Source organism: Neobacillus sp. BP17 (assembly GCF_059579525.1).
In genome coordinates, this window is record NZ_CM184198.1 from 4,171,119 (window position 1) to 4,185,143 (window position 14,025).

The window sequence follows — 14,025 nt, forward strand, 5'->3', positions numbered from 1 at the left end:
TCCTTAACACCTCTTTTTCAGGTATGTCATTAACTTGGAATAAGCTTTATGATTGTTTCTATTAAAACAGTTAAAATCGGAATAGCCATTGCAAGAATAATAATTTTTCCGGCTATTTCAATTTTAGAAGAGAGTGCTCCCTGACCTGCATCCTTGGTAATCTGGGCCGCAAATTCAGCTATATACGCAATTCCAATAATTTTAAGGATCGTTTCAATATAAACCATATTCACATTTGCATTCACTGCAAGTTTTTCAAGCATATGAATAATTTCATATATTTTATCGACTAAAAATAGGAAAATGACACAACCTACAAAGACGACTAGGAGAAAAGCAAAATTAGGTTTTTGTTCCTTTACAATTAATGCGAGAAAGGTTGCTACGAGTGATATGCCGACGATTTTTATGATTTCAATCTTAGGGCCCCTCCTTTATTGAAATAAAAATACGGATTTAATTTTTTGAAAGAGATCATCCACAATTGAAGCTACCTGAAATAAAATATAAATAAACCCAAACAGCGTGACCCACTGAGCGTATTCTTTTTTTCCCACTTGGTCCAAAACGGTATGCAAAAAGGCAACCACGATTCCCACACCGGCAATTTTAAATATGATATCCACTTCTAACCCCATTGCTTTTCCCCCTAAAATAATAAAATAATCAATAATAACCCTGACAAAAATCCCAGGCTCTTTACCATTTTTTCGTATGTGGCTTGTGCTTGAACCGCTTCTGCCTCTTCTCTTTCTAGATGTGTCAGTGTCAGCATAATGTGTTTTTGCTGGGAGATCCGATCATGCCGGCCTAGGGTTTCCCCGAATTGCTTCATTATTTCAAATTCTCCCTGCTTTAATGCTGTGGAACTCCATATATCTCTTAAACTCGTTTCCCAGGCTTCTTTAACCGTTGTCTCTGTGTCTGTTAATTTCTTGGAAAAGGCTTCAAAAAAGGGCGAAAGTGGTTTTGATAATTGGTCGGCTAACCTTCGGGCCGCTTCGTGTAACGGTGTATGACCATACATGATTTCTGCTTCAAGTGATTGAAGTGCAGACCTTAATGCTCTGAGCTGTCTTGGCCGTTCACTAAAGCGTCTGGAAATCTCAAACCCAATCCAGGTTGTTGCGACAATTATGAAAACAGCACCTATTAGCTTAATCATTTATGTCACTCTCACTTTTTGATTCATTTCATTTCCATTCACATCTAAAATGTGTGTAATTGTACCTGGTCCTGATGACCTATCAAGAACAATAAACCGTTGAAAGATTCTTTGTTCGAGAATATATCGTAGAGATGGTCTGTTCTTTACTTCTTCAATGCTCGTCCCATGTGTGGTCATCATCAAAGTAATTCCTGCATGAACAGCCTCTTGGATCGCCTCACTATCTTCTTTCCGTCCGATTTCATCAACTACCAATATATCTGGACTCATAGAGCGGATCATCATCATCATTCCTTCAGCTTTCGGACAGGCATCTAATACATCTAAGCGGTCACCAAAAGTCAATTGTGGGATTCCATGAACACAACCGGCAATTTCACTTCGTTCATCTACAATTCCGACCTTACTTGACTCTATTCCGCTTACTCCGAATCCCGAGGAGGCAATTCTTGCAATATCACGAAGTAATGTTGTTTTACCGGTTTGGGGCGGTCCAATCACCATGGTATGCATCCATCTGCCTTGATAGATGTATGGTATAAGAGGTTCTGCTATTCCCACCTTCTCTCTGGCAATCCGGATATTAAAAGAGGAAATATCTCTAATAGCCTTCACCTTGCCACCCTCTAGGATTACCTTGCCTGCGAGTCCAATCCGATGTCCTCCAGAAACAGTGATAAACCCCTGCTTAAGCTCCTCTTCAAGTGTATAGATGGAGAAATGACTTATTTTATTCATTAGATGAATAGCATCTTCTGGTTGGATAATATAGGATAAAAATCTGGGTTTCCCTCTCATTGTTATTTCAATAGGGCGATTGATGCGAATACGAATTTCTTCTAATTCTTCTTTTAGGTTAGGAGGGATTTTGCTGATTAGGTCTGCTATTTTTTTAGGTAAAAAGTTTAAGATTTTTTCCACGTGTGCAACCTCCTCTTATTTGCATTTATCATTATTTAAAATGTATGCCTGCTTGGTCACATTATGACTTTCAAATCTGTCAATTCTTTTTCAATATCCTAGATTATTGCTAGAACAAAGTTGATAAGTTAACAGGAATGAATTAAATCTCAGAACGTATCATAAGGTAAACCGTGTTTTATAGGAAAGAATATCCATCAAGGAGGCGTTAAAAAGTGTACAATTTCAATTCCCCTCCCCTTGACCGCAATAGACACCCTCACAGGAGCAACTTAATTAAAGTATCAGGTGAGGGAGAAATAGACGTACAACCTGACTCAGCTTCAGTAAACTTAGGGATTATTACTGAAAGTAAGCAATTAATCACGGCGCAACAACAAAACTCCGCTGAAGCAACTAAAGTAATCGACTCACTTATTGAACTAGGTATTACAAAAAATCATATTCAAACTTTCGATTATCGTATTGAATCCGATTATGATTATGATCAAGGGAAACAAATATTTCGCGGCTATAAAATTACTCATATTTTAAAAGTAATAATTGATGATTTATCAATCATTGGAAAGGTTGTTGACACCGCTGTTCAGAATGGGGTAAACTACGTCTCTAATGTTCAATTTACTGCAAAAAACAAAGAATTATTTTATCAGCAGGCCTTAGTTCTTGCTGTAAATAATGCCTCTGAAAAAGCTAAAACCATTGCAAGCACCATAAAGGTTTCGTTAAGACCAACTCCAATTCAAATCATCGAAGGAGGAAGTACCGTCCAGCCTGTCTTTAATCAGTCTGCCACTTTCGTGAAAGGAATGACTTCCACACCATTAGAACCGGGACAAATAAAAGTCAAAGCTGAAGTAATCGCAGAATTTAAATTTACTTCTTCACATTAAAAAAGGATTGAACCAATTTTTATGGTTCAATCCTTTTTTGTGGTTTAATTATCATATTTCTTTGCCCAATTATATAATTGCATTTCTGTAACTGGACCATTAAAATGCTCTCTTATTACCCCTTGTTTATCAATTACAAAGGTTTCAGGCTGCCCTGTCACATTATACATTTTCGAAACTTTAGAATTATAATCGAATAAATAATTCATTCCAGCTTTATTTTTCTCTGTTACTTTATTAATCTTATCCATGGTCTCTCCGCGATTAATCATCAGAAAATTATACTTAGCCCCATATTCTTTTTGGAACGATTCTAGTTCCGGTAACTCTTCCTTACACGGAGCACACCATGAGGCAAAATAATTCAAAATGACAACCTCTCCCTTAAAATCACTGAGTTTGGTTGTACTTCCATCTAAATTTGGCAATGAAAAATTATACGCTTTATCCCCTACATCTGTATGTTTGCCTTTTGTTACTAAACTATAACCAAAGAAACCGAACATACCTACAATAAGAATCAATACGAGTAATTTAATGACCCGCTTGTTCATCGTACTTCCTCCTGACACCTCTAAGGTTCTATGCAAAAGGCCTGTAAATTCTACACAGGCCCTAAATTACATACTAATTATTTTTCTAGTTGTTTTAAGAATTCAATTTCTTTCTTCAGTTTTGTATGTCTCTTCCCAAGTATTAGCATATATGAGAATATAACAACCCACGCCACTGAATACGCACCATACATAAATTCAAATCCCATGATAAATTCCTCCTATTTTTCCAAGTCTTCTCGTAATTTTTCTTTATACTGCTCAACTTTAAGTTTCATTTTTTCAAAGGAAACACCTTTTTGAAGAAGGTAAGAATAAAGAATGGTAAATGCTGCAAGTGAAACAAACAGGGCTACTAACATGGTACCTTCAATACCTCCACCTTTTTGAGAAGGTCCCTCACCAAATACAATTGGGTGAAACTTTGTTTGCCACCAGCGAATCGCGAAGAATACAATCGGAACATCAGCAAACCCGATAATTCCAAATACAGCAGCCAGCCTGGCTTTTTTATCCCAAACTCCATCCATTTGTCGGATCATTATGTAGGCAATATAGATGAAAAATAGAATCAACGTGGTAATTAACCGCGGTTCCCATACCCACCAAGTATTCCATGAAGATTTTGCCCAAATCGGACCTGTCGTTAAAACGATGATTGTAAACACCACTCCAATTTCCGCAGAAATATAGGCATAGGTGTCAAAAATTCTTTTCCGTTTGATTAAAAACAATATACTAAATACAAATGTTACAAAGAATGCCATGAATGCAAGCCATGCAGAGCTTACATGAAAATAAAAGATTTTCTGGGCTGCTCCCATCGTTACTTCCTCAGCAGCAAAGATAAAGATAAAATACAAGGCAACCAGCATCGAAATAACTGTCGCACCAAATAAAATCTTTGACAGATCCAGGTTATTTTTAACAGTTAATTGAGTTCCAGGAAACACTGCTTTCTCCCGTTCGAGATTCATACTCATCACTTAAACCTCCAGCACATAATCTATTAATAAGAAACACACAACAAAGAAGATAACATCGTACGCTGTAACCAACTGAATCCACGCCACGGCACTTGAAAATTTCTCCATGTTGGTTAGGATGATTCTTGTCGCTTGGACAACACCGATTAAGATGGGTGTTGTTATCGGGAACAGCAAGAGCGGAAGCAGCATTTCACTGCTTTTAGAATTGGCTGCTAATGCAGCAAGGAATGTACCAATCGCAATAAATCCAAAACTTCCCAAGAATACTACTAAGATAAAATATGGAAGACTTCCATAGAATTTGAAATCAAATAATAGGAACAAAAACGGGATCGAAACAAGTTCCACAATCAGCATCATGGTAAAATTGGCTAAGAACTTTCCTAAATAAATACTGGCTGCCTCCATTGGTGCCACCAATAATCCTTGCATCGTATCATTCCGCTGCTCTGAAATAAACGACCTGTTCAGACCTAAAATTCCTGCAAAAACGATAATGACCCAAATCACCCCCGGAATAACTGCTTTGGTTGTATTATTAGCAGGGTCAAAGGCAAAGCTGAAAACCACAATCACTAGACCAGCAAATATAATTTGTGTGACCATTATTTGCTTTGTTTTTAGCTCGGAATATAGATCCTTTTTAGCTAGTAAGAGGGCTGTTCGAAAAATGTTCATGATACTCCCTCCACTAATTGTTCATATTTCTCAGAAACATATCCTAAGTTTTGATTTTCAATCCTAAAATCATCGACAATCTTTCCATTTTTAACAATAATAATCCTGTCGCAGATTTCAGCCGCTTGTTTAAAATCATGTGTTACCATCAAAGTAGTCGTCCCTTTTGCTTTCATAGAAAGGATCACATTATTCAATATCCCAATAGCCCCTTGGTCCAACCCGGTGTGCGGCTCGTCCAATAAGAGGATTTCTGGTTCATGAACGATGGCCCTTGCGATAGCAATCCTTTGAATCATCCCGCGTGAGAAGTTCTTTACAGGTTCATTCAAAAAGAATGATAAGCCTACCTCTTTAACAAGCTCCGTTGCTCGTTGTTCAACATTCTTAACACCATATATATTTCCGAAGAAGACAATATTTTCTAATGGTGTGTAATGATCATAAAGCAAGCTGGAATGGGGTAAATAACCCATTATTTTTTTTATTTTTATATCGTTTTTTTTCAAATCCATACCATTAACCTGTATCAGTCCTGATGTAGGTTTTATTAAGGTTGCCAGCACTTTAAGAAGTGTACTTTTCCCTGCTCCATTGGGTCCGAGTATGGCAACTGTTTCGCCTTTATTGATTAAGAGGTCTACACCACGCAAGATAAGTTTATTATCGGCTTGCTTCGTTAGCTTTTTTATTTCTATCATATGAAGTCTCTCCCATCCCAGCTGCTACTCTACAAAGTTACGCAGATTTAATTTTACTTGGACAAGATGTTGTTTATATGCCTCAAGCTTTGCGTGGTATTCATCCTCTGAAAACTTCCCATCACCGAAGGATTCTTCCAATTCTATGATCTTATCCATAATTGCTTTTTGCTTGGTCATTAATAGTTTAAATGCTTTCTCTTCCTTATCTGCCCCAAGGCGTTCATCAAGTATTCTTGCTTTCCTCCTAAAATAGATATAATAAGAGATTCCTGCAATGACAATCGCCACTAAAATAATCAAGAACACATGCGGGTTAAAGCGATGTAATGGGGATTGTGCCCAAATTCTTAGATGACCAGGATTATGGAAAGCAGGCGCTGTGTGTGTGACTGAACTATTATTTCCACTTTCACTAGTTGTTTCCGCTTCTTTGGTTTCATCTGCCGGTGGCTGAACGTCTTTGTTATAAACCAGAGTAAACGCCTGATTAGCCTTAAGTCCTTCAATACTATAGCCAAAGTAATTTTGATCATCAAATTTGAAGCTGCCTTGACTTGTCGCTTCAGCGCCTTTTACTTCAATACTTCCTCTTCCTTCTGGAACGAGAATCTGCATCATTTGTACGGAATAGTCAGATTTTAAACTTATTACTTTCCGTTTTGCCATTCTATAACTGTATGGCAATACCATCGTTTGATTGGCTGGAATTGGTGTGGTTGTAATGAACCCCTTATTCTTCTCTTTAAAGGCAATTTGATTATCTAAAAAGTTAAGATCTTCTGCTCCTTCAGGAAGGGTTACATTTAAGACAGCTTCGCTTTTTCCGTCCCCTTTATATACATGGTCTGCGGTATTTGTATAGTTAACCATATTCATCATATTCGTCCCGCCGTCTTCTGTAGGACTAATCACGATATAATGCATATCAATTGAAACCTTTGAATCTGATGCCGCTAATCCATGTAAAGGGATTAACAGCATCAGCCCGAGGAAGAAAACGGTGATTTTATTGATCACTTTCCTTCCCCCTTTTTGTTCTTATAGGTCTTCATCTGAGCTTCAATTTCTTTTTCCACTTCATCCATTAATTCTCTGTCGATATTCGTTATCATTAATTCTTCTTCCTTCATAATACTAGCCACTTCTGTCTCGTATTGTTTCTTTAAATGCTTATAATCAGCGTGTGAGATTTTATCCATCTTGAACTCAAATTCTATTTCATTAAGAGTGGTCAAAAGTGCTTCTTTGGTAACATTGATATCTTTTCCTTTAGAAGAAACCTGTATATACGTATCCCACTTAAATAAAGGTGATAAGATTAGAAATAGACAAGCAAGCGCTAAAATGGTAGTAAAAATCATCGAAATGACGGTGATATCTTGCATATTGTTCACATCCTAAAGATACTTTTTGCGTTCTTCATCAATGATAGAGGAAAGGATTTCTCCTTCTACTTCATCCTCGGGACTCTCATATTCCGCCACATCTTCTTCTGTTCCTTTTTTCTTCACCCATTTACGGATGATGAAAAACACTGCAATTCCTGCTGCTCCTATTACAACAAACGGCAGTACCCAAGCGGTTAGGCTAAAACCACTTTTCTCTGGTGAAGTTAATATCTCTTCCCCATAAATATTGACGTAATATTCACGAATTTTATCCTTATCCCAGCCCTTGTTCATCATATCAACTAAGTCTGCTTTAAACTCAGTTGTTAGATTACATGTATTCGGATCACATTCATAATGATCCTGACCGCAGCCACATGTGCAGGCGAATTGCTGAGCAACAGCTTTGAATTCGGCAGATTTATAGTCAATCTGTTTTGCAGCTTCCGCACGAAGGAATGATCCTTGAAATATGGCTAAGATAATAAGGAGCCCCATATATATTTTACTTTTCATATTAAGACACCTCTTTACGAACTCCTGTGTATCTCGGAGTTACATTTCCATATTTTCCATTCCAGACGGCGAATAGTGCGCCAATAACAATCATGAATGATCCAATCCACAACCAATTCATCATGGGATTAACTTTTACAACAAAGGTAGCTTTTCCATCGTCTTCCCATGCGCTTAATACGATGTATAAGTCTTCCTTAAGTGAGGATATAATGGCCACTTCAGAAGACGGCTGTTCCCAGTTTCCATAAAAAACCTTTTCCGGCTGATATGTGCCCAGCTTTTTACCATTTCTAAACACAGTTACATCGGCATAAACGATGTCGTTAATTCCTTCTTTTTTCTGATCTAGCCGTTCATAGTTGATTCGATAATCTTGTAATTCAATTGACTTTCCTAAATCGACCGTTTTCATTGTTTGTAAATCATAGTTCTGTGAACCAATAATCCCCATCGTAATAAAAGCAATTCCAAGGTGAACGATATATCCGCCATATCTGCGTCGATTTCGGATCATTAAGCGATAGAGGGCAACTAGTGGAGATTCCTTGGTCATTTTTCTTCTGGCTTTCACACCTCTATAAAACTCCAAGAAATGAGTTATTAATAATAGACTGATAACACCGTAACCAATGACTGCCCAGGCCTTTTGAATTCCCAATACTACCATTAAAATCATCGCTAGAATTGCTAGGATTGCCGGAATCATAAAGTTTTTCCTAAGATTTTTTACGGTAGATTTCTGCCAAGCAAGCAATGGACAAACCGCCATGATAAACATCATTGATAATAAAATCGGTGCTTCAACCTTATTAAAGAATGGGAGTCCCACCGTCACTTTTGTACCCCGAACTGCTTCCGATACTAATGGGAAAATGGTTCCCCAAAATACAGCAAAGGCAGCCCCAACAAGTAATAAATTATTAATTAAGAAGCTGCTTTCTTTAGACACAAAGGAGTTAAATTCACCTGCACTCCTTTTTAGCAGGTTGTATCGGCTCATCAATACATAAAGCGCTCCAATCACTGCCACGCCCATAAAGATTAAGAAGTATAATCCTAGATTTGAATTGGCGAAGGCATGGACAGAAGTCAGTACCCCGCTTCGTACAAGGAATGTGCCAAATAAAGTAAGTGCATAGGATACAATGATTAAGCTAATATTCCATACCTTTAACATGTTTTTTCGTTCTTGAATCATAACAGAGTGCAAGAATGCAGTAGCCGTTAGCCACGGCATAAAGGAAGCATTTTCAACTGGATCCCATGCCCAGTATCCGCCCCACCCAAGTTCAACATAAGCCCATTGCCCGCCAAAGATATTACCCAGACTTAAAAATAACCAAGCAATAATCGTCCAGCGTCTTGTCATTTTAATCCAGAAATCATCAACATTTTTCAAAATCAGTGCGGCCATCGCAAAGGCAAATGGTATGGCAAGTCCAACATATCCTAAGTAAAGTGTGACTGGATGTATAATCATACCAGGGTTTTGAAGCATTGGATTTAAGCCTTTACCTTCGATTGGAATCTCATCTAATAGAATGAAAGGTTTCGCTACAAAGCCTAGAATAAAGAAGAAGAAAACAGCATTAGCTAGTAAAATGGCAGATATGTATGGGACCATTGGGTTCCCCTTTAACTTCCGTGAGAAAGCAATCATACAGGTATATAAAGTTAAGAAAAACGTCCACAATAACAACGATCCGGCATTACCAGCCCAGAGTGCCGTCAGTTTATAGATAATAGGGAGCTCACTGCTTGTGTAATCATGAACATATTCATATTGAAATTGAGAGGTTGCTAAAAGGTAGAACAATGATAGCATGGCAAGTGAGGAACAAACTAATAATGCTATTAATCCACCTTTACCACTGTTAACGTATTTTTGATTTTTCTTGCTAATCCCCAACGTGATAATAAGAAGAGAATAAATCGCAATGGCTAAGCCTATATAAATTGTTGCATTGGAAAATAAATACATTTCGTCACCTTCTTAAGTTAGCCTGTTATTTTTCATTCGGTGTTTTATTTAACTTATCTTTATGAGTCTCTGGGTCGTAATCCTTGATATCTTTTCCTTCATATTTGGACGGACATCTTGTTTTAACTGTTTCTGCAACAAATGTGTTCTTTTTGGTTGGTGCTCCTTGGAGAATCGTGATAACACCTTCTGAAAAATTATCCGGCTTAGTTCCGTTGTGAATGACGTGCATAACATTGCCGTCGTTATCTTTCACATCAAATTTCAATTCAATTTTGTTAGCATCCCATTTAATCGAGTCTTCAATTAATAAACCCTCAACCGTAACAAAATCATCTTTATGTTGTTCTTGAGTAGCCAATAGTTCTTTCATTGTTAGTTCAACTCCACTTGACCCAGGAGTTGCTGCCATCAAAAGGAAAACAATGGCGCCCGCAATTATAAATCCACCAAGCATGACAATCGTATTTTTTTTCATCCTGCTCACCTCATTAGATTAGTTTTTTCATTTCCTCTTCGTACATTTCTTGATCAATCTTTCCTGTTAACAGCTTTTTTCGTAATTCTTTCTTTTCCTCAGAATTTTTGATCTTATTGTCCTTTTTTGCCGTTTGAGTTTGTTTCTTTGGTTGTGTTTTAGGTTGTTTGGTAACCTTAGACGCTGATTGATAGTTTCCTTTTAAGCCTAGGAATATAAAGAGCCCAGCTATAACAATCGCTATACCAATGATTGCTGTACCACCAAGTCCGATAATTGGACGTTTGGAAGTACCGGTAGTTCCACCATTTTTAACAACTTGATCAGTTGCAGTTACACCACTATGGTTTTCATCGTTTGGCGGCTGCTGTTTGTTTATAGCTTCCATCGTAGATTCCGTACCATCTTTTTTATATGAAAAGGAGTATTTTAAGCCTGCATCAGCTTTTACATTTTTATATTGGTAGTAATAAAGCTCTTCTCCATATTCATTTTTCGAATTGTTCTTGGCCTTTGGCTCAATTTTTATATCCTTAGCATCCATCGGAGCATAAAAAATTACATCTAAAAGATCGATAGTAGCTTTATTTTTAAGCTCATATGTAAAAGTCTTGTTATCCTTCACTTTGATTGACTTTGTATAGTACTCAATTACAAATTCGTAAGTCTCATTATTCTTAATCGCCTTAGCTGGCTTCCAAGTAATAAGTCCTTTTTCTTTATCAACATCATACGGACGCTGTACTTCAGGCTTATCTTTCTCAGGGAATTCTGCTACTAAGAAGGCTTCAAATCCTTTTTCCATTGCTGGAACGGCAATCTCTATCTTGCCATCATAATCTTGACCACTTTTATTGGTAATGGTTCCGTACTGACCAACTAATAATGACGGAATATCACGTGACCAACCTTCGGGATAATCAAATTCTGGCATTACTTGAATCTGCATTTCCTTAAAAGGAAATTTTTCTGCATGAAAGGCTGTTTCAGCACTAGCCTGCGGGATGATGAAATTCGTTAAAAATGATGCGATTACGAATAATGCCAACCACTTTTTCTTTAGCATCTTAATCCTCCTTGACTTGAAGAAAATACTATTTTTTACTATAGTCCTCTTTGGAATAAATATAATCTTTATCCGATCTTATTTGTTGAATCACTCTTGAACATTTTGTTAAAGGATATAAATCGTTGCGTTTTCGTCAAAAATCCACAACAAATTGTTCACATTTGGTCCCTATTCAAAAAAAAAGACCTGAATCCACTTGATAGATTCAGGTCTTACAACAATAGTATAGTTTTTACTTCTCCAACGAACGGATATAAGTAACAATATGGGTAATATCCTTTTCCTTCAGTTGACGTGCACCTTCTAAACCTTTTAATGAAGGTCCCATCCGTGTTTCTTCACGCCCATAAGCTGCATCAATCCAAATTTGTTTATCAGTAGTGTATTTCAAATATTGTGGATTAGAAAGCGCTGTTCCCATTTTCTCCTTACCAATACCAGCTTCACCATGGCAGTTAAGGCAATACAAGTTAAATTGCGCCATCCCACGCTTAGGATCACCAGCAATTGTTTTTGGAGTATCAAATGTTATTTCCTTCGTTTGCCAGTCTCTAATAAAAGCAACAAGATTCTTTAAGTCCTTGTCTGATAATCTGGGACCGTAGGCAGGCATAACCGTGCCATCTCTTCCATACTTCATATAATTATACAAATCTTTATCGGATACATTGCTTAAAAAATTCTGGCTATTTAACGCCGTTCCAGTTTTTGAGCCTTCTCCTTTTCCAGTCTCACCGTGACAGGAGATACAATTTTTTTTGTAGATTTTCTCACCTGCAGCAATAGCCTCTGACTTCTTGCTATTAAAAATGCCACTATTACTAATACAGACAATAATGCCAATAATAATCAAAATATAAAATCCGATTAATATTTTCTTCATGGGTTACCCCTTACTTAGGTTCGGGCGTTGGGGTTGGCTCCCCAATATCTTCATATTTACCTGTAATTAATTGATAAATTTTATTAGGACTTTTTCCACTAAGATGCATCTCAACTGCATCTCTAGCTATATCGATACAAGTGTCGCAAGATATTCCGTGTGAATCCCACTCTGTCACTGCATTATTTTCACCAACCTGCTTTACAAAGCAATCTAAATTGCTCTTATGCCCCTCGACAACGCAACCACAATAGCAAGGAACCGAAGCTACCACTTCTGGATAAGTTGCAGCCATAACATAAGTTTCATTAACCTTTTCAGATGTATTCAGAACAAACTCTGGTAATGGCGAATGTTTTTTATCAAGTTTCCAGGTTTCATCACTTAGTTTGGAACTGCAGCCAGCTGCAACAATGGCAAACAAAATCCCAAGGAACAAGAGAGATGTAATTCGTTTCAATATCTATTGCCCCCCTTCCCTATAGTATTAAATACTCTTTAAGTTTAGCAAAAAGAGATTAGTCAAAATGTAACTAAATCTTACTATTTCGTGAAGTTTTTTAAGTAGTTTAAGTTATTAACTTTTTCCTCATTGCTTATTCATCCTTTATTACATATTCATCATATCGTGACTAGAAGGTGAACCGGTTCCAAGTGATGGGTCAATCATCCCAAATATCATTGCGATGTGAGCAACTACTAGAAAAATACTTACAAATATAGCATGAATTTTCAGTTTTTCTTCCTCAGTTTTATGTCTGAAAATAAGACCTAAATCCAGCAGCGCCATGCCAAGAAATGGGATGATTCCAAGTAAATAGAAAGTAACAGCTACAACGTCAATCCAACCTTTCCACTCCCCATTAACAGTTAATGGTATATAAGCCGATTTCATAAGGTAAATAAATATTCCGGTAAAATAAAAGCCTGCAAAGATACCTGTTACTTTATTCAATTTTTTTAGTGCACCATCTAATTTTCTTGTAAACAATATCGCTATTTCCGATATCGCAAGGATTTCTGCACAAATGACTGGAACCGCCATAAAAATCAATAAATTCCAAGGTTGATTGTCTGCTAATAATCCCATATAATGCGTCATATTCATATTCATCTTCTCCTTTAATTTTTCTACATCCTTAATGTAGTGAAAAAGTGTGCAGAAACTTAGGAGAAAGTATGGAGAAATTGTTAAAAAAAAAGCCTTAATCCGTATTTACCGGACTAAGGCTTTGATCATGATTATGCACGAGAAACGTATGAACCATCAGAAGTGTTAATAATTAATTTATCACCTTGATTGATAAAGAAAGGCACTTGAACATTAAGTCCAGTTTCAAGAGTAGCATTTTTAGTACCGCCGGAAGATGTATCACCTTTAATCCCTGGCTCTGTTTCAGTCACTTCTAAAGTAACGTTGTTTGGTAATTCAATCCCTAGGGTTTCATAGTTAAACATCATAATGTGTACTTCCATGTTTTCTTTTAAGAACTTTAATTCATACTCAATGTTTGCTGCTGGTAATTCTACCTGCTCATAAGATTCCATATCCATAAACACATGATTATCGCCGCTTGCATATAAATATTGCATTTTACGATTATCAATTTGAGCTTTCTCTACTTTTTCACCTGCACGAAACGTTTTTTCTTGAATGGCACCATTACGTAGGTTACGAAGTTTGGAACGAACAAACGCTGCACCCTTACCTGGCTTTACGTGTTGGAAATCCAGAACACGCCATAGGCCTCCATCAACTTCAATTGTTAATCCTGTTTTAAAATCATTTACAGATATCAT

At 37.0% G+C, this 14,025-nt stretch carries 20 protein-coding genes; 1 reads left to right on the forward strand and 19 read right to left on the reverse strand.

Going from position 1 to position 14,025, the window contains the following annotated elements:
- Positions 1–29: 29 nt before the first annotated feature.
- Genes spoIIIAD through spoIIIAA form a run of 4 tightly spaced genes read right to left on the reverse strand, consistent with a single transcriptional unit; the run spans position 30 to position 2,089 of the window.
- A complete protein-coding gene (gene spoIIIAD, locus AC4QJR_RS20345; protein WP_373561647.1) occupies positions 30–419 on the reverse strand; it encodes a stage III sporulation protein AD in 390 nt (129 codons plus the stop codon).
- Between the two features lie 15 nt (positions 420–434).
- Positions 435–638: a stage III sporulation protein AC gene (gene spoIIIAC / locus AC4QJR_RS20350; protein WP_007084610.1), complete on the reverse strand. Its 204-nt coding sequence runs from the start codon at positions 636–638 to the stop codon at positions 435–437.
- A gap of 11 nt (positions 639–649) precedes the next feature.
- Positions 650–1,165: a stage III sporulation protein SpoIIIAB gene (spoIIIAB, locus tag AC4QJR_RS20355; RefSeq protein ID WP_098571168.1), complete on the reverse strand. Its 516-nt coding sequence runs from the start codon at positions 1,163–1,165 to the stop codon at positions 650–652.
- On the reverse strand, positions 1,166–2,089 hold the full coding sequence (gene spoIIIAA, locus AC4QJR_RS20360) for a stage III sporulation protein AA (protein ID WP_251457188.1): 924 nt from the start codon (positions 2,087–2,089) through the stop codon (positions 1,166–1,168). It lies immediately after the preceding gene.
- Positions 2,090–2,304: 215 nt separating this feature from the next.
- Here spoIIIAA and AC4QJR_RS20365 point away from each other — a divergent pair, with 215 nt between their 5' ends.
- Positions 2,305–2,982, forward strand: coding sequence for an SIMPL domain-containing protein (locus AC4QJR_RS20365; protein WP_251457191.1), 678 nt, complete (start codon positions 2,305–2,307; stop codon positions 2,980–2,982).
- 44 nt (positions 2,983–3,026) lie between these two features.
- Here AC4QJR_RS20365 and AC4QJR_RS20370 read toward each other — a convergent pair whose 3' ends face one another.
- The 15 genes from AC4QJR_RS20370 to efp all read right to left on the reverse strand — a co-directional run bounded on the left by AC4QJR_RS20370 (position 3,027) and on the right by efp (position 14,025).
- Entirely contained in the window at positions 3,027–3,536 is a 510-nt protein-coding gene (locus AC4QJR_RS20370) for a TlpA family protein disulfide reductase (protein WP_496524005.1), read from the reverse strand.
- Positions 3,537–3,613: 77 nt separating this feature from the next.
- The gene (locus AC4QJR_RS20375; protein ID WP_081825327.1) at positions 3,614–3,745 is read right to left on the reverse strand and encodes a CcmD family protein; all 132 of its coding nucleotides are present in this window, start codon (positions 3,743–3,745) and stop codon (positions 3,614–3,616) included.
- Between the two features lie 12 nt (positions 3,746–3,757).
- Positions 3,758–4,519 carry a cytochrome c biogenesis protein gene (locus AC4QJR_RS20380; RefSeq protein ID WP_496524006.1) on the reverse strand — a complete coding sequence of 254 codons (762 nt, stop codon included), beginning with the start codon at positions 4,517–4,519 and terminating at the stop codon, positions 3,758–3,760.
- A gap of 3 nt (positions 4,520–4,522) precedes the next feature.
- Positions 4,523–5,203, reverse strand: a complete 681-nt coding sequence (locus AC4QJR_RS20385; RefSeq protein WP_375375658.1) for a heme exporter protein CcmB — start codon at positions 5,201–5,203, stop codon at positions 4,523–4,525.
- On the reverse strand, positions 5,200–5,904 hold the full coding sequence (locus tag AC4QJR_RS20390; protein ID WP_496524007.1) for an ABC transporter ATP-binding protein: 705 nt from the start codon (positions 5,902–5,904) through the stop codon (positions 5,200–5,202). The genes AC4QJR_RS20385 and AC4QJR_RS20390 overlap by 4 nt, the downstream gene beginning before the upstream one ends.
- A gap of 24 nt (positions 5,905–5,928) precedes the next feature.
- Positions 5,929–6,924, reverse strand: a complete 996-nt coding sequence (locus AC4QJR_RS20395; protein WP_496524008.1) for a hypothetical protein — start codon at positions 6,922–6,924, stop codon at positions 5,929–5,931.
- Positions 6,921–7,292 (reverse strand): hypothetical protein, encoded by a 372-nt coding sequence (locus AC4QJR_RS20400; protein ID WP_496524009.1) that lies wholly within the window; start codon positions 7,290–7,292, stop codon positions 6,921–6,923. Before AC4QJR_RS20400 ends, AC4QJR_RS20395 begins: the two co-directional genes overlap by 4 nt.
- A 12-nt stretch (positions 7,293–7,304) precedes the next feature.
- Positions 7,305–7,811, reverse strand: coding sequence for a cytochrome c-type biogenesis protein (locus tag AC4QJR_RS20405; protein WP_098571159.1), 507 nt, complete (start codon positions 7,809–7,811; stop codon positions 7,305–7,307).
- 1 nt (position 7,812) lies between these two features.
- Positions 7,813–9,795 (reverse strand): heme lyase CcmF/NrfE family subunit, encoded by a 1,983-nt coding sequence (locus tag AC4QJR_RS20410; protein WP_496524010.1) that lies wholly within the window; start codon positions 9,793–9,795, stop codon positions 7,813–7,815.
- Between the two features lie 25 nt (positions 9,796–9,820).
- Complete coding sequence (locus AC4QJR_RS20415) at positions 9,821–10,273, reverse strand: cytochrome c maturation protein CcmE (RefSeq protein WP_098571157.1); 453 nt, start codon at positions 10,271–10,273, stop codon at positions 9,821–9,823.
- A gap of 13 nt (positions 10,274–10,286) precedes the next feature.
- Complete coding sequence (locus AC4QJR_RS20420) at positions 10,287–11,339, reverse strand: hypothetical protein (RefSeq protein WP_496524011.1); 1,053 nt, start codon at positions 11,337–11,339, stop codon at positions 10,287–10,289.
- A 235-nt stretch (positions 11,340–11,574) separates the two neighbouring features.
- On the reverse strand, positions 11,575–12,225 hold the full coding sequence (locus tag AC4QJR_RS20425) for a c-type cytochrome (protein ID WP_496524012.1): 651 nt from the start codon (positions 12,223–12,225) through the stop codon (positions 11,575–11,577).
- Positions 12,226–12,235: 10 nt separating this feature from the next.
- On the reverse strand, positions 12,236–12,685 hold the full coding sequence (locus AC4QJR_RS20430) for a PCYCGC motif-containing (lipo)protein (RefSeq protein WP_496524013.1): 450 nt from the start codon (positions 12,683–12,685) through the stop codon (positions 12,236–12,238).
- Positions 12,686–12,835: 150 nt separating this feature from the next.
- Positions 12,836–13,333: a DUF6803 family protein gene (locus AC4QJR_RS20435; protein WP_496524014.1), complete on the reverse strand. Its 498-nt coding sequence runs from the start codon at positions 13,331–13,333 to the stop codon at positions 12,836–12,838.
- Between the two features lie 134 nt (positions 13,334–13,467).
- Positions 13,468–14,025, reverse strand: coding sequence for an elongation factor P (gene efp, locus AC4QJR_RS20440; protein ID WP_098571152.1), 558 nt, complete (start codon positions 14,023–14,025; stop codon positions 13,468–13,470).

Bases quoted from the DNA above. Each gene is read 5' to 3' on its own strand.
- AC4QJR_RS20375 (WP_081825327.1), bottom strand. From the start codon at position 3,745: ATGGGATTTGAATTTATGTATGGTGCGTATTCAGTGGCGTGGGTTGTT.
- AC4QJR_RS20410 (WP_496524010.1), bottom strand. From the start codon at position 9,795: ATGTATTTATTTTCCAATGCAACAATTTATATAGGCTTAGCCATTGCG.
- AC4QJR_RS20385 (WP_375375658.1), bottom strand. From the start codon at position 5,203: ATGAACATTTTTCGAACAGCCCTCTTACTAGCTAAAAAGGATCTATAT.
- efp (WP_098571152.1), bottom strand. From the start codon at position 14,025: ATGATATCTGTAAATGATTTTAAAACAGGATTAACAATTGAAGTTGAT.
- AC4QJR_RS20390 (WP_496524007.1), bottom strand. From the start codon at position 5,904: ATGATAGAAATAAAAAAGCTAACGAAGCAAGCCGATAATAAACTTATC.
- AC4QJR_RS20380 (WP_496524006.1), bottom strand. From the start codon at position 4,519: ATGAGTATGAATCTCGAACGGGAGAAAGCAGTGTTTCCTGGAACTCAA.
- AC4QJR_RS20370 (WP_496524005.1), bottom strand. From the start codon at position 3,536: ATGAACAAGCGGGTCATTAAATTACTCGTATTGATTCTTATTGTAGGT.
- AC4QJR_RS20400 (WP_496524009.1), bottom strand. From the start codon at position 7,292: ATGCAAGATATCACCGTCATTTCGATGATTTTTACTACCATTTTAGCG.
- spoIIIAB (WP_098571168.1), bottom strand. From the start codon at position 1,165: ATGATTAAGCTAATAGGTGCTGTTTTCATAATTGTCGCAACAACCTGG.
- spoIIIAC (WP_007084610.1), bottom strand. From the start codon at position 638: ATGGGGTTAGAAGTGGATATCATATTTAAAATTGCCGGTGTGGGAATC.
- AC4QJR_RS20415 (WP_098571157.1), bottom strand. From the start codon at position 10,273: ATGAAAAAAAATACGATTGTCATGCTTGGTGGATTTATAATTGCGGGC.
- AC4QJR_RS20420 (WP_496524011.1), bottom strand. From the start codon at position 11,339: ATGCTAAAGAAAAAGTGGTTGGCATTATTCGTAATCGCATCATTTTTA.
- AC4QJR_RS20435 (WP_496524014.1), bottom strand. From the start codon at position 13,333: ATGAATATGACGCATTATATGGGATTATTAGCAGACAATCAACCTTGG.
- AC4QJR_RS20425 (WP_496524012.1), bottom strand. From the start codon at position 12,225: ATGAAGAAAATATTAATCGGATTTTATATTTTGATTATTATTGGCATT.
- AC4QJR_RS20405 (WP_098571159.1), bottom strand. From the start codon at position 7,811: ATGAAAAGTAAAATATATATGGGGCTCCTTATTATCTTAGCCATATTT.